25 protein-coding genes and 1 pseudogene are annotated in these 16,165 nt (G+C 66.7%); 24 read left to right on the forward strand and 2 right to left on the reverse strand.

From position 1 onward, the window contains the following. Nucleotides 1-47: 47 nt before the first annotated feature. From ACN28A_RS00835 to ACN28A_RS00895, 13 genes are all read left to right on the forward strand, one after another. Nucleotides 48-914 (forward strand): hypothetical protein, encoded by an 867-nt coding sequence (locus ACN28A_RS00835; protein ID WP_421391457.1) that lies wholly within the window; start codon nucleotides 48-50, stop codon nucleotides 912-914. Continuing rightward, complete coding sequence (locus ACN28A_RS00840) at nucleotides 901-1,566, forward strand: ATP-binding protein (protein ID WP_421391458.1); 666 nt, start codon at nucleotides 901-903, stop codon at nucleotides 1,564-1,566. Before ACN28A_RS00835 ends, ACN28A_RS00840 begins: the two co-directional genes overlap by 14 nt. Continuing rightward, on the forward strand, nucleotides 1,563-2,900 hold the full coding sequence (locus ACN28A_RS00845; RefSeq protein WP_421391460.1) for a replicative DNA helicase: 1,338 nt from the start codon (nucleotides 1,563-1,565) through the stop codon (nucleotides 2,898-2,900). The genes ACN28A_RS00840 and ACN28A_RS00845 overlap by 4 nt, the downstream gene beginning before the upstream one ends. 13 nt (nucleotides 2,901-2,913) lie before the next feature. Beyond that, entirely contained in the window at nucleotides 2,914-3,699 is a 786-nt protein-coding gene (locus tag ACN28A_RS00850) for a DnaB-like helicase C-terminal domain-containing protein (RefSeq protein WP_421391461.1), read from the forward strand. A gap of 211 nt (nucleotides 3,700-3,910) precedes the next feature. Further along, complete coding sequence (locus ACN28A_RS00855; RefSeq protein ID WP_421391463.1) at nucleotides 3,911-4,354, forward strand: hypothetical protein; 444 nt, start codon at nucleotides 3,911-3,913, stop codon at nucleotides 4,352-4,354. After that, complete coding sequence (locus ACN28A_RS00860; RefSeq protein WP_421391465.1) at nucleotides 4,344-4,574, forward strand: hypothetical protein; 231 nt, start codon at nucleotides 4,344-4,346, stop codon at nucleotides 4,572-4,574. The genes ACN28A_RS00855 and ACN28A_RS00860 overlap by 11 nt, the downstream gene beginning before the upstream one ends. Continuing rightward, nucleotides 4,571-4,969, forward strand: coding sequence for a helix-turn-helix domain-containing protein (locus ACN28A_RS00865; protein WP_421391466.1), 399 nt, complete (start codon nucleotides 4,571-4,573; stop codon nucleotides 4,967-4,969). The genes ACN28A_RS00860 and ACN28A_RS00865 overlap by 4 nt, the downstream gene beginning before the upstream one ends. Then, a complete protein-coding gene (locus ACN28A_RS00870) occupies nucleotides 4,959-5,399 on the forward strand; it encodes an SsgA family sporulation/cell division regulator (protein WP_421391468.1) in 441 nt (146 codons plus the stop codon). Before ACN28A_RS00865 ends, ACN28A_RS00870 begins: the two co-directional genes overlap by 11 nt. Nucleotides 5,400-5,748: 349 nt before the next feature. Continuing rightward, nucleotides 5,749-5,940, forward strand: a complete 192-nt coding sequence (locus ACN28A_RS00875) for a hypothetical protein (protein ID WP_421391470.1) — start codon at nucleotides 5,749-5,751, stop codon at nucleotides 5,938-5,940. A gap of 44 nt (nucleotides 5,941-5,984) precedes the next feature. Further along, complete coding sequence (locus ACN28A_RS00880; protein WP_421391472.1) at nucleotides 5,985-6,302, forward strand: hypothetical protein; 318 nt, start codon at nucleotides 5,985-5,987, stop codon at nucleotides 6,300-6,302. A gap of 65 nt (nucleotides 6,303-6,367) precedes the next feature. Then, on the forward strand, nucleotides 6,368-6,538 hold the full coding sequence (locus ACN28A_RS00885; protein ID WP_421391473.1) for a hypothetical protein: 171 nt from the start codon (nucleotides 6,368-6,370) through the stop codon (nucleotides 6,536-6,538). Then, nucleotides 6,535-6,711 carry a hypothetical protein gene (locus tag ACN28A_RS00890; RefSeq protein WP_421391475.1) on the forward strand — a complete coding sequence of 59 codons (177 nt, stop codon included), beginning with the start codon at nucleotides 6,535-6,537 and terminating at the stop codon, nucleotides 6,709-6,711. Before ACN28A_RS00885 ends, ACN28A_RS00890 begins: the two co-directional genes overlap by 4 nt. A gap of 52 nt (nucleotides 6,712-6,763) precedes the next feature. Continuing rightward, complete coding sequence (locus ACN28A_RS00895; RefSeq protein WP_421391476.1) at nucleotides 6,764-7,342, forward strand: dATP/dGTP pyrophosphohydrolase domain-containing protein; 579 nt, start codon at nucleotides 6,764-6,766, stop codon at nucleotides 7,340-7,342. A 40-nt stretch (nucleotides 7,343-7,382) separates the two neighbouring features. On the opposite strand, the gene ACN28A_RS00900 is transcribed toward ACN28A_RS00895, so the two are convergent. Further along, a complete protein-coding gene (locus ACN28A_RS00900) occupies nucleotides 7,383-7,694 on the reverse strand; it encodes a hypothetical protein (protein WP_421391477.1) in 312 nt (103 codons plus the stop codon). A 325-nt stretch (nucleotides 7,695-8,019) separates the two neighbouring features. Between ACN28A_RS00900 and ACN28A_RS00905 the strand changes: the two genes are divergently transcribed. The 8 genes from ACN28A_RS00905 (at nucleotide 8,020) to ACN28A_RS00940 (ending at nucleotide 11,932) form a co-directional block, all read left to right on the forward strand. Beyond that, on the forward strand, nucleotides 8,020-8,211 hold the full coding sequence (locus tag ACN28A_RS00905; RefSeq protein WP_421391478.1) for a hypothetical protein: 192 nt from the start codon (nucleotides 8,020-8,022) through the stop codon (nucleotides 8,209-8,211). Next, a complete protein-coding gene (locus ACN28A_RS00910) occupies nucleotides 8,208-8,648 on the forward strand; it encodes a hypothetical protein (RefSeq protein WP_421391480.1) in 441 nt (146 codons plus the stop codon). The genes ACN28A_RS00905 and ACN28A_RS00910 overlap by 4 nt, the downstream gene beginning before the upstream one ends. After that, nucleotides 8,645-9,028, forward strand: a complete 384-nt coding sequence (locus ACN28A_RS00915; RefSeq protein WP_421391481.1) for a DUF6221 family protein — start codon at nucleotides 8,645-8,647, stop codon at nucleotides 9,026-9,028. Before ACN28A_RS00910 ends, ACN28A_RS00915 begins: the two co-directional genes overlap by 4 nt. After that, entirely contained in the window at nucleotides 9,025-9,204 is a 180-nt protein-coding gene (locus ACN28A_RS00920) for a hypothetical protein (RefSeq protein ID WP_421391482.1), read from the forward strand. The genes ACN28A_RS00915 and ACN28A_RS00920 overlap by 4 nt, the downstream gene beginning before the upstream one ends. A 276-nt stretch (nucleotides 9,205-9,480) precedes the next feature. Then, nucleotides 9,481-10,353: a hypothetical protein gene (locus tag ACN28A_RS00925; protein ID WP_421391483.1), complete on the forward strand. Its 873-nt coding sequence runs from the start codon at nucleotides 9,481-9,483 to the stop codon at nucleotides 10,351-10,353. A gap of 114 nt (nucleotides 10,354-10,467) precedes the next feature. Then, on the forward strand, nucleotides 10,468-11,250 hold the full coding sequence (locus ACN28A_RS00930) for a hypothetical protein (protein WP_421391484.1): 783 nt from the start codon (nucleotides 10,468-10,470) through the stop codon (nucleotides 11,248-11,250). Beyond that, nucleotides 11,247-11,657 carry a hypothetical protein gene (locus ACN28A_RS00935; protein WP_421391486.1) on the forward strand — a complete coding sequence of 137 codons (411 nt, stop codon included), beginning with the start codon at nucleotides 11,247-11,249 and terminating at the stop codon, nucleotides 11,655-11,657. Before ACN28A_RS00930 ends, ACN28A_RS00935 begins: the two co-directional genes overlap by 4 nt. Before the next feature lie 68 nt (nucleotides 11,658-11,725). Further along, complete coding sequence (locus ACN28A_RS00940) at nucleotides 11,726-11,932, forward strand: hypothetical protein (RefSeq protein ID WP_421391488.1); 207 nt, start codon at nucleotides 11,726-11,728, stop codon at nucleotides 11,930-11,932. Nucleotide 11,933: 1 nt separating this feature from the next. Here ACN28A_RS00940 and ACN28A_RS00945 read toward each other — a convergent pair whose 3' ends face one another. Further along, entirely contained in the window at nucleotides 11,934-12,281 is a 348-nt protein-coding gene (locus ACN28A_RS00945) for an MmpS family transport accessory protein (protein WP_421391490.1), read from the reverse strand. Between the two features lie 251 nt (nucleotides 12,282-12,532). Here ACN28A_RS00945 and ACN28A_RS00950 point away from each other — a divergent pair, with 251 nt between their 5' ends. From ACN28A_RS00950 to terL, 3 genes and pseudogenes are all read left to right on the forward strand, one after another. Then, on the forward strand, nucleotides 12,533-13,138 hold the full coding sequence (locus ACN28A_RS00950) for a hypothetical protein (RefSeq protein WP_421391491.1): 606 nt from the start codon (nucleotides 12,533-12,535) through the stop codon (nucleotides 13,136-13,138). 312 nt (nucleotides 13,139-13,450) lie between these two features. After that, nucleotides 13,451-15,067 (forward strand): annotated as a pseudogene (locus tag ACN28A_RS00955) (hypothetical protein); the annotation flags it as partial. 12 nt (nucleotides 15,068-15,079) lie between these two features. Next, on the forward strand, nucleotides 15,080-16,132 hold the full coding sequence (gene terL / locus ACN28A_RS00960) for a phage terminase large subunit (protein WP_421391634.1): 1,053 nt from the start codon (nucleotides 15,080-15,082) through the stop codon (nucleotides 16,130-16,132). Nucleotides 16,133-16,165: the final 33 nt, after the last annotated feature.

Raw genomic sequence — 16,165 nt, forward strand, 5'->3', positions numbered from 1 at the left:
GCTACAATCCAGCGTGTCCGACAGTCGACGGCTAGGAGCTAGTACCAGTGCCAGATGTGTGGGCCATCATGCGAGCGATCCGTGGGTCGAACCTGCCCCACACGGACCGGCACATCCTGCTGACCCTCGCCTCGCTCGCCGAACCCACAACCGGCGTCATCCCGGACCGGTACATGCCGAGCCTCACCGACCTTGCCGGCATGACCGGGCTCGGTCGTTCGACGGTCGCGCGCCGCATGCCGTTGATCGAGGAGGCCGGCTGGGTGAAGAAGTCGGCTCCGTCGAAGCGTGCCGCGTGGAAGGACAAGGAGACCAACAGCTACGCCCTGTTGATCCCCATTTCGACTAGTCCCGCAGAGAGACTAGTCCCGGAGGGAGACCAGTCCCAGAGCGGGACTAGTCCCGGAGCGGGACCAGAACTAGTCCCAGAGCGAGACTCGACTAGTCCCAGAGCGGGACACGAAGTACCGAACCTATCTACCAACGAACCTTCCTCTCCTACGGAGAGGACCGAGGCCGAAACGCTCTTCGTCGTTGACGCCCCTCCAAAGACGCCCCGCCCCCGTAAACCATCGACGCCACCCGGGGACGAGCAGCCGAACGCCAAAGAGATCGTTGCCGCGTTCATCGACGGCGCGCGCGAACGAAGGCGAACCGTCACCGGAGACCTGATCAAGCAGGTTGGCGCGACGGCCAAACGAATCCTCGCCCAAGGCGAGGTGCCACACGATGTGCTGATCAACGCCGCTCGCGAAATGGGTCGCAACGGCTGGCGGGACTTGAACATGCAGCTCTTGCGTGGCACCGACCAAGCCAACTCGAACGGCTACCGCTCACAGAAGGTCAATCACGACGAGCCGGGCGCGCACAAGCGCTCCTGGGATCGAAGGAGGCAGCAGCATGCCCAGCAGTAGCCCGGATCTGCGTGAACTACTCGCCCGCCGTGGCATCGACCCGAACCGGCCCGTCGCCGACGAACCGCCATTTGATCCGATCGCCTGGCGGCTCGAGCACTACGCCGCCCTCCTCGCCGTCGACACCCCTGCCACGTTCCGCGACGCACAGCCGGACCACCCCGAGGTACGGGCGTGGCTCGAGCGTCACCTCGCGGACCCGAACTCTGCCCCGTGGCTGGTTCTGTCCGGCAACACCGGCACCGGGAAAACCCACCTCGCCTACGGGGTGCTGCGCCACCTGGTGGGACACGCGGCTCGAGCGAACCGGAACTTCCGCTGGCTCATCGTCACCCACGCCGACCTGAACGCAGCTCTGCGGCCGAAGCCGGACGAGTCCCACGCCTACGCACTCGACCCGTATCTCGAGGTCGACTTCCTGATCCTCGACGACGTCGGCGCCGGAAAGGGCTCGGAGTTCACCGAGGAGAACATCACCCGCCTCGTCGACCATCGCTGGTCGCGACGGTTGCCGACGGTGTACACGACGAACCTCGACGTCGACTCGCTCGAGAAGGTCGTTGGCGAGCGAGTTGTCTCGAGACTCGCCGACGCCACCCTTGTCGAGCTGGACGGCCTGGACCGGCGCTTCAACCGCGAGATTCGTCCGTGACCGACGACATCCGCAGCCCTCAGTTCAACCTGCCGGCCGAGCAGGCGGTGCTGGGGTGCCTGATGACCACTGACCGGGCGTTCGTCGATGTGGAGCCGCTGCTCGGTAAGGGTGAAGGGTTCTATCGCGGCCAGCACGCGGTCATCTACCGGGCGCTGCTCGAGCTACGGGACCGGGAAGAGCCCACCGATCCGATCACCCTCGCCACTCACCTGCTGGGTACCGGCGAGCTAACCCGAGTGGGTGGCGCCCCGTACCTGCACGAGTGCATGACCGCCGTACCGACGGGCGCGCAGGCCGGACACTTCGCGAAGATCGTTGCCGCGCACGCGGCGCTGCGCAACCTTGAGCGAGAAGGTCGCCGCATCGCCGCCGCCGCCCAAGCCGGGCACTTTTCGGACGCGGACACGATCCTCGAGCAGGCCCGAGGTTGGCTCGCGGACCTGACGGTCGCGTCGTCGAAGCGGACAGACGCACTGTGGCAAGAAGCTGCCGGGCGGGCGTTCGAAGAGATCGGTGAGATTGCTGATGCGCCCGACGGACCAGTTGGTATCCCGACTGGCCTTCATGACGTGGACGAAGTACTTGAGGGGCTGCGACCCGGCCAACTCACCCTTGTTGCCGCGCGACCTCGAGTGGGCAAATCCGTGCTCTTGCTCAACATTGCCCAGCATGCGGCGATGAAGCTCGGCAAGCGAGTGGCGCTGGCGTCGCTCGAGATGTCCGAGTCCGAGGTGTCCACCCGCATGTTCTCGAGCGGAACCGGCGTGCCGCTGACCCGGATCCGGCTCGCGAAGACGCTCGAGGACAACGACTGGGCGAAGCTCGCGAAGTACCTCGCCGACACCGCTGACGCCCCGCTGCACATCGACGCCTCACCACAGGCTGGGCTGGCGCACATCCGGGCCATGGGTCGCCGGATCCGTGAGGAGCACGGCACTCTCGACCTGCTGATCGTCGACTACTTGCAGTTGATGCCGCCACCGAATCCTCGAGCGAGCCGGCAGGAACAGGTCGGCGAGCTGTCGCGAGGGTTGAAGTTGCTGGCGAAGGAACTCGAGTGCCCCATCGTCGCCGCCTGCCAGCTCAACCGGGGACCTGAGCAGCGGTCGGACAAGCGCCCACAGCTTGGTGATCTTCGCGAAAGCGGTTCGCTCGAGCAGGACGCCGACCAGGTCATCCTGTTGCACCGCGAGGACGCCGACGACCCGGAGTCACCGAAGGCCGGCGAATGCAACGTGATCATCGCCAAGAACCGGCACGGCCGGCAGGACACGTTGGTTGTCGCCGCCCAGCTCCACCGTTCCCGATTCGTCTCCACCGCCATCGTCTGAGAGGAGCATCCTGATGCTCGAGAACCGACTCCGCTTCACAACCGGCCTCGCCGCCTTCGACCACCTGATCGGCCCGCTCGGACCGAAGCGCCTGGTTGTCTTCTCTGGAATCTCCCAGTCCGGGATGACGACGATGCTGCTGACCGTCGCCCGGAACGCCGCTGTCAACCAGGGTGTCGAGACCCTGTTCGTTGACCTCGAGACCTCACCGGCGACGATCGCCGCCCGCCTCCTTGCCGGTGAGGCTAGCGTCGACCACCGCCGGTTCGGGCACCTTGAGGGGTCGGATGCTGCCGCAGTCGCCACGGCCCGCGCGTTGCTGCACGCGTCGCCGATCCAACTCGCTGGCCCGGGTCCGTTCACGGTTGACGAGATTCGGTCGATGGCAATGCTTACCCGACCCCGACCACAGCTCATCGTCATCGACGGCATCCGGTACCTGACCGGGCTCGAGGGCGACCAGCAAGCCCAACTTGACCAGTTGTCGATCAGGCTGAAGCAGCTCGCCGGCCAACTGGACGCGACCGTGGTGGTGTCGCACCCACTGCGTCACACGGCCGAGTCGGAGCGGTGGCCGAGTCTAGAGCATGTCGACACCGCGATGGGGCTGGTGAACCACGCCGACCAGTTCGTGATCATCCACCGGCCGGAGCTGTACGCCACCGGCTCGCGGAGCGGTGAAACCGAACTGCGAGTGGTGAAGAGCCGACAGGGGCCGCCCGGAACTGTGTCAGTCACCGCTGAACTGTCCTTCTCGAGGTTCACGTCGCTCGAGGCGTCGGGTCGGGCTGCGGCGTGACCACTTCGTCTCGCGGCCCTCTGCCGCCGTCTCCTCGCCCTGCCGGTCTACCCCCGGTACCGACCGGCCCCGCCCCGGAACCAACGCCGACAGCCGCGCAGGTGGAGCTGTTGGGGTTGGGCACGCTGGTGTCGGTGTTCGAGCGGGCGGATTCCGGTGAACGGCGGCGGATGCTGGCGTACCTCACCGACCGGTACGGCGAGGAGCAGGCGTGAGCGCCGAACCACCTGCGCCGGTGGCCTTGGACCTGCTGCGTCGCCAGGTCGCCGCCCTGTTGTCGCAGATCGACACCGCGACATTGCCACGCCCCGACAAGGTGCACGGCAAGCGCGAGGAGCATCCCGGCTGCGAGTGGAACCCGCAGAAGGGTTGGCGGATTCGCACCGTCGAAGACGCCGACAGCGCCGGGTTCGTGTACGTCGACCACGACTGCAACGACATCACCTACCGGTGGGGTGTGCCGGGCGACTGGGAGTGCCTGCGGATCGAGGATGCCCGGCAGATCGGGTTGGCGTTCCTGGCCGCCGCGCACCGTGCCGAGGAGTTGTTCGCTGGCGTGTCCCGGCTTGACGTCGCCGACGCCGACGACGCGCCCGAGCTGGACGAGGTGGCTTCGGTGTCGCCGATGCAGTCAAGGAGGCATCGTGGCCGATGACCTTCCCCCGGACGTGAAGGCCGCCCACGGACTGTGCACCAACGGCGACTGCACCCGTCCGGGTGTGGTGACGGTGTCGAGGTCGTCGGTCCGCGTCTCGTTCCGGATCGACCACGCCCAACTTCCGGCGTGGGCGGACCGGCTGCGGTGCTGGACGTGCGCGGGCGCCGAACTTGACGCGTTGATCGCGGCGGCGACCCCAATCGAGGTGAAACCGTGAGCGTGTTGATCGTTGCCCAGCTCGTCTGTGACCGGGACGGCACCGTCTACGAGGCCTCCCCGGACGTCATCGACTCGCCGTCTGCGATTCGCACGGCAGCAGCCGGGGACGGTTGGCAGGTTCGAACTGGCGGGCAGGGCCGGGACCTGTGCCCCGGATGCCGCACCCCCGCCGGCAGGGGTCGTCCCCGCCGGTTGGGGAACCTGCACGAGGCCGAGGTCGTGCAGCGGTACACCAAGCAGGGCCAGTCGGCGCCGCAGATCGCCGACGCCCTGTCGATATCAGAGTCGACCGTGTACCTCATCCTGACTCGCGCCGGTGTGCAGCGGCAGCCGAAGGGCTGGCCGAAAGGCAAGCGGCGTGGCGCCCGGATCGGAGGCACCCATGTTCGTTGACGGACGTGTCGCCCGCCGGGTGTCCGCCTGCATGCGGATACGGGTACGCGTCTCCGGCATCGACACCACACCGGACGCGACCGCCACCCTCGTCTACGACCCCGCCGACCCGCTGATGCTGCGCATGGTCCTCAACGAGCAGGAGGCGAACGCGTGGCACATCGGTCGGGACCTGCTCGCGGACGGCCTCGGCGGGCATTCCGGCTACGGGGATGTGCGGGTGTGGCCGCTGTCGACGACGGCCGGCGACGTGGTCAACGTGGTGTTGGCGACCCCGGAGGACCCGGACTACTGGGCGTTGCTGGAGTTCCCCGCCCCGGAGGTACGCCGCTTCCTGAACCGTGCCTACCGCCAGGTGCCACGCGGCATCGAGGCCGACCTGATCAACCTTGATGGGCTGGTAGCACGACTGCTAACCGAAACCCCCTGAGGAGGAACGCATGACCCAGACAACAACCGAGCAGCCGACCCGCCCCGTCGGCGCCGACCCCCGCTACGACGAGCGTGACCCGTACCTGCCGTATGTCGACCAGGAGCCCACCGCCGCTCGTTGGGACCTCGCATTCGGTTGCACCCTAAGTCAGCAGGTACGCCCACTACCTGCTGCGGATGGTTGGCGAGGAGAGCGGGCCGGTCCGGTGCCGGACCGGCGGGCTCGGCCACTATCCGGTAGCGACAATTCTGGTCGATGGCGAACCTCGCTGCGACGCGTGTGCCGACCGGATTGCCCCCAACGACCCGAACCGCCGTGCTCCGCTGCCCGTGTCGACTGAGATGGCGTGATGGTTGCCAAGCCGCAGCCCGGCCAGTGGGTGCTCATCGCGGCCAAGGTTCTCGACGACCCGCACCCCACGTCTGAGGAGGTCGTCGTCGAGATGTTCTCCAAGACCGATCAGTACGCCGCCCGAGAGGCCCGCACATGGCGCGAGGTGTGCAACCTCGGCGAACCGACCTTGGTCAGCGAGCCCTGACTTCCGACAAGGCCACGATCCCGCAACCAGCGAAGGAGACCGACATGACCACTCCCGCAGAGATCGCTCTGAAACTGCTTCAAGTTGACTGGCTTAACCGCCCCACGTTGGCCGGCTGGGACTTCAACGAGAACCTGGTGCTGCGCGTGTGCCATGCCCTTGAGGCGGCCGGGTTTGCAGACGACAGCGCCACAGATCGAGTTGACGGGCTGTGCAGGTTCTGCCAGGCACCTCGGAACGAACCACACGACGCGGACTGCTTTATCCCGCAGTGCGTGATCAACGGCGGCCAGCGACTCTGCTGCCCCGACCGTGGCAAGTCCGGGCACGACTGTGGTGCATCGCTGTGGGGCGACGCCTGACCTCGTCGAGCCCGACCGCACGTAGCCGTAAGCAGCCATTTAAGACCAAGATCAACGGAGGAGAGATGGGCCAGAAGCACGTCGTCGAGATGTGGGAAAGCGACGGCCGGGACCAGTGGGAGTGCGACTGCGGCCACGGCGGCAGCACCCGCGCCGGGGATGGCGACCTCGCCGCCGAGAAGCACATCCCCGATGGGGACCAGGTCTCGTACCGATACCCGGGAGCCGACCGATGACCTCCTGTACAGAGCCGCGCTGTTCGGTCGAAACCGATCTTCGCTGCGCGAGGTGCGGCGAGCCGTTCTGCGCCGAGCACCTGTTCGTGACCAATCGCGACGGCGACCTCTGCGCCACCGACTACAACGACATCGACGATCGCCTGCCCGAAGTCGAGGACGACCGTCCGTAGCCACATAAGCACTGTTCTGTTGGTACCGATTGATCTAGAGAGGAGACCAGAGATGACCCAGACAGCCGACCTGCCTGAGTACATCCGCAAGGCCCGCGCCGAAGTCGAGGGCAAGTACCCGCCGCACGTCATGGAGGCCGGCGGGCCGGACCACTACGCCGCCGGCCAAGCCCAGGCGCTGGTCTACGCGACCCTCGCCGCCGACTGGGACACCGTGCGCGAGGTCGCCGCCGACCCGTACGCCGACGGCAATGATGTGGACGCCGCCAAGGAGGCCCTCGCGGATGCTGGCCAGCCGCTGGTGGCCCCTGTTGCGGTGGTCGATGCCGCGCACCTTGCCCGACAGCGCGCGTTCTCGGAGCGCACCTTCGGACCGGGTCCGCGCACCGTCGGCGTGCTTGACCACATCCGCAAGGAGCTGGCCGAGATTGAGGCTGACCCGACCGATGTCGGTGAGTGGGTTGACGTGCTGATCCTGGCATTCGACGGCGCATGGCGCGCGGGCTACGAACCGCAACAGATCATCGACGCGATCGTGGCGAAGCAGACCCGCAATGAATCGCGGACGTGGCCGGACTGGCGCACCGCCGACCCCAACCGCGCGATCGAGCACGACCGTAGCTGTGACTGACCTCGCCACCGTGACGCGGCCGGACGACCACCTCGCCCGGCTACCAAAGCCTGATGTCGACGACGAACACGAACACCCCGGTAGCCACCAGGCCCACCGCCAGCGCCTTCTCAAACGACCACCAGCGCCAACGCAGGCGATGCGACAGCTCATCCAAACCGGCGGCCACTGTGGCCACCGCCGCCACCCAGATGACCGCGAGCGCCCAGTCGACGATGAGGTTGTTGGCGCGAAGGTATCCCCCGACGACCGCGAGGATGTAGATGATGGCGGCAGCCACAAGGTTGGCGAGGACGTTGACGGCAACGTCGCGGGTGAACCGACTCCGGCTGTTGTGCCGCTCTGACCTCATGGGTTCAGGATGACGGTCGTGGTCCAGTCTGGTGACGCCCTGATCCCGGCCGGGAAGCCGCGTCGCTGCCGGAACTGCCACCGCCCGATTCCGCGTGGTCCGGTCTACGGCGGGCTCGGCCGGCGGTGTGCGGAGGAGGCGGGGCTTGTGCCGCGTGCGGTGCGCGTGGCCCGGCCGGTCAGGGACGCGGCGGACGACGGACCGAACCTGCTGGAATGGCGCGACTACGAAGCGTCTAATAGCGCGGAAGAATAGGCAAAGAATTGTCCGAACGGGCAATGCCCGGCCAGGCCGTAACGCACATCTAGCAGGTAAAATGCTGGGTGTGCCCACCGTCCGGAGACAAGGCCGCCGCAACGTCAACACGCGGATGTCGTGGACGGCTGTCGGCGTCATTGACGACCTCGCCCGGACCGAAGACGTGCGGGAGGCGGACGGCAGACCGAACCGGTCGGAGATGATCCGGATCCTGCTGGCGTTCGCGCTGCGGCATTGGAAGAGGGGATGGCGACCGTGACTACCGACAGCACCCCCGCCGACTACGTACGGGTCGAGATCCGGCGAGGCGACGTCACCACCACATACGAACTGGCAGGCGACCCACGCTGGCCCGTGGAGGTCACCGAGCGAATCGAAACCCCGGTCCAAGACGTACAGGTTGGCGTCATGGTTCGTCGAGTGCCCGGTGTCACAACCGTCAATCTGGCGCTGTCCGGGCGGATGGCCACCGGGGAACGAGTTACGAAGCCCGCAGCCGAGAAGCCGCCCATGCAGGTGAAGCTGTACACCCACCTACTGCCGGTGTCACTGGTATTGCATATGGCGAACCTTCCTGCGGAGATGCAGGAAAGCCTCCGCCCTCACATCACGCATCAGACGCAGGCGGAGGAGTCGATTCTCGGTTGGCGGCGAGTGCACTGCCTAACCTGCGACAGGGATGTGTGGTCGGTGTGAGCACGGTTAACCCAGTAGAGATCCTGGCGTTTGTGCGCGCCCAGCTCGACGAAGACGAGCGGAAGGTCGCGGCCATGGAGCGCGAAGCGGAGCGCGCCAGGACCGCCCCGATCTTCCAGAGCTACCCGCCGAACTGGCTCGCGGGCGTGGACATCTTCGTCAGCCCGAAGCGGTGGCAGGCCGAGGTGGACGCCAAGCGTCGCATCCTTGCCGAGCACCCGACAGAAGGACCGAGCAAGTACGTACCAATCCAGTACTGCGGCACCTGTCAGGGTGGCGACGGGATTCCGACCGGCCCGGCTCCGTGCTCGACCGTTCGACTGCTTGCTCTGCCGTACGCCGACCGTGAGGGCTACCGCGAGGAGTGGAGGCCAACATGAGCGTGTTCAGTATCGAAGTTGGCCACGGCGCTGAAACGGTCGCCGTCTGGGGTGAGCAGAACGGCTACCGCTTCGCCGTCGCCCTCACCCCGGACGAGGCTGACGACTTGGCGGCAAGGCTGACCCAGCAGGCACGGTATGCCCGGGAGGTGACCGTCGATGACGACGCAGACTAGCCCAACGTGCCCCCGTTGCGGGTCGCCTCGTTGGGTGTCGGTTTCATTGGATGGCGGCTACACGCGTCGGGCACAGTGCGTGCCCTGCGGCGCCTATCACCGCGACACGATAGTCACGTACATGGCCGGCCGCTACGCACGTCAAGCCGCCGAGTCCGCCAGGGTCGCCGACGAACAGGCGCGCCGAGCCGAAGACGCCCATCAGCGAGCGGCTGCGGCACACGAGAGGGTGGCGGTAGCTCGCGAGCGGCTGCGGCAGATCCGGGAGGCTCAACGGTGACGATCCTTGACCAGATCGATCGGGTGACGGCTGGCCTCTGCCCCTGCGGCGCCCCACCGGCCGAGGGTTCGGCGTACTGCTCCGACGACTGCCGCCCCACCCACATCTCCGACGACACCGACCAGCGCGAGTCCGGTCACCTCGCCACCCCGATGCGTTGGCGGCCCGACCTGGTGTCCGATCTCGACGACTCCGACCTGATACCGGTCGACGCCCCACGAACCGGCTACACCGGCCGGTACAACGCCACCGTGTTCCGGCGCCGATCGAACCCGGACCTGCTGCATCTGCGGCTTGACGACGGTCACCGGCTCGTCGGCGTGGATGTGGCCGAGGTTGTTGAGGAACCCGGTCGCATCAGCTTCGAGACAGTGGAACGGGTGCTGGACACGTGGCAGCGACTAGAACGTGAGCTGGTCAACCCGCGTCACACCGAACCGGTCGACAGCACCTCATGGTCGGATGAGTTAGACCGCCGGCAAGCCGCTATCGGCGTCTTCGTCGCCCCTGCTGGAACCGAACCCAACGCCCCACACGGCTGGGTTGATATCGGGCACCTCTCGGAAGATGGCCTACTCGTCGACGATCCCCCGACTCGGCAGCGTCGGATAGCGCACCAGCGCCACGAACTGAGCGAAGAAGCGCAAGAGCAGATCCGGGCACGCGTTGCCGAAGGCGTGCAGGCCATGTCGACGCTCTGCGACTCCCTGCGTCCGGCCATGGCCGCCCTGGTCGACGCCTTCGCCGCCGCCTGCCTGATCGCACCCGTACCACCCGAGGACCCGAGGGAGCGTGCCCTTCACGCCCGCCGCCACCGGCACACCGGACCGCCACCAGACCGTCTCGACGGCCGCCGACGTCGCAGATAGCGGAGGGGCGCCCGGCCCGCCAGCCCAGACGCCCCTACCGATCCCCCCACGACACGACACGGGTTGATCCACCAACGACAGTAGCCGCACGCTGCACCGGAGGAGATCAGCCCGATGGCCACCACCACCCCCACCGACCACCTCTGCGCCTCCGCCGAACGATGCCGCGCCTACGACCACCTGACCCGCCAACCCGCCTACGTCGGCCCCGCCTACCTGTGCGACGCCTGCCTCACCGCCGCCGGCCGAGACACCCGAACCCTCGTCTACGACTACATCGACCTGGCCCAGCTCCAAATTCCCACCCTGTCTCAGGCCATGGACACTCAACCCCGATCCAAAGCCGCCCCACCGATGCCCCTGCGAGGCGAACCGGAAGCACTACAGGCGGAGATCCACCACGTCACCACCCTGTGGGCCGACGAACTCCGCCGCGAACACCGACTCCACAACCGCCAGCGGGCCTACCTCGTCGGGGCGTGGCACACCACCAGCAGCAACCCGCCACCCCCACCCCGCAGGCTTCCCGGCACCGAGGTTCAGGAAGCCGTCAACACCCTCACCCCCCGCCTTCACGACCTCGCCGCACTCAGCCCGCGCACCGTCTTCCCATCCGGCGTAGACAGCACCCCTGAGGACATGGCCGGCTGGGAAGCGATCCACCACCTGCAACACCTTCGCCACCGGGCCCGCTCCATGCTCGGCTGGACACGACGTGTCACCCACCTACCCGGCACCTGCTCCGGCTGCGGCTTGGACGAGCTACGCCGCGACGAACCCCGCTACCCCGAAGACCCCTGCGACGTCTACTGCAACGACTGCGGCACCACCTGGACGACCGGCGAGTACGACCAGTACGTGATGATGCTCGTGTGGCCTGCCCGGACCCCCGCATGAATCCCGACCGCAACGAGCAGGGCCGCACCCGCTGGCCCTTCCCCGGCGACACCCCACTCGTCCGCGCCCGGAAGATTGCCCAGATGTACCGGGCCCGCCTCCGCGCCCTCGACACCGATGCCTGCGACGAAGCCGACGCCACCGCCCACCAATTCGGCGAAACCTGGGTCGCCCCGAAAGTCATCACCGCCCTCGACGACGACCTGTTGGACCCGGCAGACGCCGCCGACTTCCTCTGCACCTCCACCGCCAACATCCGCCGCCTACGCCTCGCCGGCCGACTCAACGGACACCACACGGCAGACGGATGGCGCTACCTCGTAGCCGATCTCCGAAACCTTCAACACGCCCGGCCACGCACCGTAGTTGACCAAGGTCAGGCGCAACAGTTACGCTCCGCGCCATAGCCGAAGTGTCTCTTCGGTTAGATTCGGAATCTCCGCCCGTGTGAAACGACCACGCCCCGGGGGTGCCGATGTCGCCCCGGATCCGCCGAGCCCGAACCATCGCAGCCTGGATCCTCCTCGCCGGCTCCACACTCGGCTGGCCGATCTCGATGCTCACCTGGGCGCGCGGCGAACCACCGTTCGTCCTGTCACTGTCATGGCTGGCAATCGTCATCGAAGCCGCGAACCTGTTGACGTCCTCACAGGTCGCAGAGGTTCAAGCCGAACAGGGCTGACCTACCGGACCGTCGCCCCGCAGTGCACGGCACCCGACGACTCCCCCTCGTCGACCAGCTTCCCGTCAACCCACACCCTGCACGCCACCGTTCCGGTTCCGGACACGTTGACGCCGACAATCCCCGTCGCCGACTCCAGCTCGACCTCGTGCGACCACGGCGACACCGGATTCCGCACCAGCGCCGAATCCTCCACCGTCGACCAGTTGACCAACGTCACCTTGCCCGACGGCGCCGACACCTCAAACCGGACCGTGTGCGCGGTCGGCGGATTCGCCGACACCATCACCAGCAGCACCACCGCCCCGACGGCAAGTAGTCCGCCGAGCACGGCGATACCGACCAGCAAACCCCGATTCGACCGCCCGGCCGGCGGCACCGGAGGCGGCCCGTACTGCTGAGGCTGCGTCGGCACCCCCGCAGCATGCCGGGTGGTCTGCCACGGATCCTGCGACGTCGGCAACCGGGTCTGCTCACTGCGCGGGTCAGGATGCATCCGCACATGATGACGATCGATCGCCGTGTGGCACGTCCACCAACCAGACCAACCCACAGTCGCCAACCCGACACCCATGGACCCGCCCTGGAGGTGGACAACCCATGGATTCAGGCAAGTCAGACAAGCCGAAGTGCACCGGTAAGCGCAGCAACGGCAAAGGACGCTGCGGGAAATGGCCGATGAAAGGCCAGAAAGTGTGCCGCAACCACGGTGGCGCAAGCCCGCAGGCGAAAGCCGCCGCCGAGGCGCGTCTAGCGGAGCAAGACCTTCGCGCCGCCGTGAAGACGTACGGCCTGCCCGTCGACATCTCCCCCACCGACGCTCTTCTCGACGAGGTGAAGTGGACCGCCGGCCACGTCCGATGGCTCCGCGACCGGATTCAGGAGATGGAAACCGCCGCCCTCGACTGGGGCAAGACGTCCGAGGTGGTGAAGGACTCCGGCGAGTTTCCGGGCGTCGATGTCACGCACTCCGCTGTTCCGCCCGTACTGCTTGACCTGTACCAGCGGGAGCGGAAGCACCTGCTCGATGTGTGCAAGGCGGCGATAGCGGCCGGGATCGAGGAGCGCCGGGTGCGCCTGGCCGAGTCGCAGGGCGCCCTGTTGGCGGATGTGATCCGTCGGATTCTCGCCGATCTTGGGTTGACGCCGGAGCAGCAGTCGCGGGTGTCCGAGGTTGTTCCCCGCCATCTGCGGTCGGTTTCGTGACGGGAGGGCGTGATGACGCTCGCCTCGCTGTCGCCGTGGGAGTTGGCGGCCCAAGCGTTTGAGCCGAAACGACGGCGGTGGGCGACGCCGGGGGTAATGGCGCAGGACCTCGATCCGACCACGATCCAGACTCCGACGTTGGACCTGATCGATCGCGAGTTGGTGGACCTAGCTGACGGCCGGAACGACCGACTAATCCTGGCGGTCGCGCCGCAGGAAGGGAAGAGCGAGCGGGCATCGCGCCGGTTCCCGATGTTTCTCCTCGTCAACAATCCCGATACTCGGGTGGCGATCGTCAGTTACTCCGACGAGATGGCGCGGCGTTGGGGTGCCGACATCAAGCGAGACCTGGAGGACCACCCCGAACTTGGCATCAAGCTTCGAGCGGACAGTAAAGCTGCTGGCCGTTGGCAGATCGAGGGACATCGCGGTGGCGTCTACTGTGTGGGAATTGCGGGAAGCCTCACAGGAAAACCCGTCGATTGCGTCCACGGCGAGACGCAGATTTTGACAGAATATGGGTATGCCCCCATCCGTCGAGTCTGTGATGCAACTGGACCTCTCCCGAGAGTCCTTAGCTTCAATCACCAAACCGGACGCGCCGAGTGGCGACGGATCATCGCTACTCGTTCCATCGGCGCACGCCCCCTTGTTGAACTCGTCACCACCTCCGGGCGACGCCTCACCTGCACCCCCGACCATCGGGTTCACACCGTCGAGCGTGGGTACGTCGCTGCCGCTGACCTTCGCCCCGGGGAACGACTCATCGCTTCCGACTGTGGTGGCGGTCAAGTGCGCGAGATGCGGAGCGCTGTTCACCAAGGCCCGCTCCAGTCTGTGGCGGGTGAAAATCGGCACGCCGTTACACTGCTCGAAGGCGTGTCAGTACGCGAGCGCGCAGGTGACGTTAACCTGCGAGGGTTGTGGCCAGTCGTACACCAAGCTCCGCTGCGAGGTAGAGAAGGCGGAGCGCAACGGTCTCACGCGGCACTTCTGTACCAAGGTGTGTTTTCATGCGACAGAGTCCGCGAAGGCCGAGAGTCGGGCACTCTCGCTGCTGCCGGAGACCTCGGCCGAGCCAGCGGACTTCGTGACACAGGACATGATCCGAACGGGAACCGGCCGGCGTCGGTACTACGATCCCGTAACGGCAGCACTGTCGGATGGCGTGAACCGGAAGCGACCGTGCGTGGCCTGCGGGAAGGTTCGGAAGAGCACGGCAGTCATGTGCCGGCCGTGCTGGCAGCAGGCGCGCACCTCGACGTACCTCAACCTGAGCTGCACGCAATGCCAGGCCGAATTCAGGGTGATGCGCGCAGAGCACGAGAAGCGGTTGCGCGACGGGCAGACCCGGTTCTACTGCGGGAGCCCCTGCCATCATCAGTGGATGCGGGAGCATCCGTCGGGGACTTGCAAGCACTGCGGTGGGCCGATGAAGATCGACGGCTCGAAGAGGTACTGCTCCCCGAAGTGCCGGATCGAGGTTCGGGATGCTCGGCGGGCATCGAAGTCCCGGTCGTGCCCGCAATGCGGAGTCTTGTACGTGCCGATCTCGTCGCGGCAGGTGTACTGCGACCGGATATGCGCGAACCAGGCGCACTCGGAGCGCATGATCGGCCAGGGGAACTCGCATTACAAGGACGGCAACAGCTACGCCGAGCACTTCCGGCAGATGCGTCCACTGATCCTGGAACGCGACGGGGACCAGTGCCGAGTGTGTTCGATACCGAACAGGCTCGTTCCGACGGGGCGCAGGGATGCGTTCCAGTGGAAATCCAACCTCGTGATTCATCACCTGAACGAGCTTCCGCAGGACAATCGCCCCGAGAACCTGATCACCCTGTGCAGCCCTTGCCACATGCGCCACCACAAGTCGGCTACGACACCGTTTCCGTGGTTCGCCACCTACACGGCGTCCGCGACACTGTCTACGACATCCAGGTGGAAGGAAACGGCAACTTCTTTGCAGAAGAAGTTCTCGTCCACAACTGCCTGATCGTTGACGACCCGATCAAGGACCTCGAACAGGCCCGCTCCGAGGTGTACCGGGAGCGAGCCTGGCGCTTCTGGCAGGCAGTCGCCGTTCCTCGGCTTGGCCCCGGCGCGAAGGCTGTGGTCATTCAGACCCGCTGGCACGAAGACGATTTCGCCGGGCGGCTGCTCGCGCATGACGGTGACGCGCGCAACGGCGGCAGGTGGAGGGTCGTCTCTATTCCGGCCATTGCCGAGGACGACGATGACCCCCTTGGTCGACGGCCCGGCGAACCGATGGTGTCGGCTCGCGGTGAACGGGATTGGGCGGCGATCCGCAAGGGCGTCGGGGAGTACGTCTGGTCCAGCTTGTATCAGCAACGACCTGCACCCGCCGAGGGCGGCCTGTTCAAACGCCTCTGGTGGCGCTACTACTCCCGGCTGGGCGACCGTATTCACCTCGGCAACCGGGTCGCGGACCTACGCGACTGTTGGCGGTTCGCAACAATCGACCTTGCGAACTCGACCCGCACCTCCGCCGACTACACCGTCATCGCCGCTTGGGCGCGCACTGTTGACGGTGACCTCGTCCTGCTGGACATGGTCCGGGCGAAGATCGGCGACGAGCAGCACTTCGCCCAGGTGCGTCCGCTGGTGGAGCGATGGCAGCTCGACACCGTGTTTGTTGAGGGTTCGCAGTACGGGACGACACTGGTCCGTGAGGCGGCAAACTCCGGCACCCCGATCACGGCGATTCAGGCGGAGCAGGACAAGTTCTCACGGGCGTTGCCGTACTCGGCGTGGGTGTCCTCGGGCCGGGTGTGGCTGCCCGCCGGGGCGATGTGGCTCGACACGTGGGTTGAAGAACACGCCTCGTTCCCGGCAGCCCGCAACGACGACACCGTTGACACGGGCAGTCTCGCCGTCCGGGTGGCGGTGACGAGGTGGAGCCCGCCACCAACTCGGCCACGACAGGAGTCGGGCGGCGACGACGGGCCCGACTTCAACACGGTGCCGCTGTAACGGCTGGGGGTGGCTGTGACCTCCCCAACCGCC

Origin of the sequence: Plantactinospora sp. WMMB782, from assembly GCF_049179135.1 — a bacterium.
Lineage (GTDB): Bacteria > Actinomycetota > Actinomycetes > Mycobacteriales > Micromonosporaceae > Plantactinospora.

Excerpts from the sequence above, each read along its gene's own strand:
- ACN28A_RS00870 (WP_421391468.1), top strand. The coding sequence starts at position 4,959 with ATGTTCGTTGACGGACGTGTCGCCCGCCGGGTGTCCGCCTGCATGCGG.
- ACN28A_RS00940 (WP_421391488.1), top strand. The coding sequence starts at position 11,726 with ATGTCGCCCCGGATCCGCCGAGCCCGAACCATCGCAGCCTGGATCCTC.
- ACN28A_RS00850 (WP_421391461.1), top strand. The coding sequence starts at position 2,914 with ATGCTCGAGAACCGACTCCGCTTCACAACCGGCCTCGCCGCCTTCGAC.
- ACN28A_RS00900 (WP_421391477.1), bottom strand. The coding sequence starts at position 7,694 with ATGAGGTCAGAGCGGCACAACAGCCGGAGTCGGTTCACCCGCGACGTT.
- ACN28A_RS00930 (WP_421391484.1), top strand. The coding sequence starts at position 10,468 with ATGGCCACCACCACCCCCACCGACCACCTCTGCGCCTCCGCCGAACGA.
- ACN28A_RS00885 (WP_421391473.1), top strand. The coding sequence starts at position 6,368 with ATGGGCCAGAAGCACGTCGTCGAGATGTGGGAAAGCGACGGCCGGGAC.
- ACN28A_RS00950 (WP_421391491.1), top strand. The coding sequence starts at position 12,533 with ATGGATTCAGGCAAGTCAGACAAGCCGAAGTGCACCGGTAAGCGCAGC.
- ACN28A_RS00880 (WP_421391472.1), top strand. The coding sequence starts at position 5,985 with ATGACCACTCCCGCAGAGATCGCTCTGAAACTGCTTCAAGTTGACTGG.
- ACN28A_RS00895 (WP_421391476.1), top strand. The coding sequence starts at position 6,764 with ATGACCCAGACAGCCGACCTGCCTGAGTACATCCGCAAGGCCCGCGCC.
- ACN28A_RS00840 (WP_421391458.1), top strand. The coding sequence starts at position 901 with ATGCCCAGCAGTAGCCCGGATCTGCGTGAACTACTCGCCCGCCGTGGC.
- ACN28A_RS00920 (WP_421391482.1), top strand. The coding sequence starts at position 9,025 with ATGAGCGTGTTCAGTATCGAAGTTGGCCACGGCGCTGAAACGGTCGCC.
- ACN28A_RS00935 (WP_421391486.1), top strand. The coding sequence starts at position 11,247 with ATGAATCCCGACCGCAACGAGCAGGGCCGCACCCGCTGGCCCTTCCCC.
- ACN28A_RS00890 (WP_421391475.1), top strand. The coding sequence starts at position 6,535 with ATGACCTCCTGTACAGAGCCGCGCTGTTCGGTCGAAACCGATCTTCGC.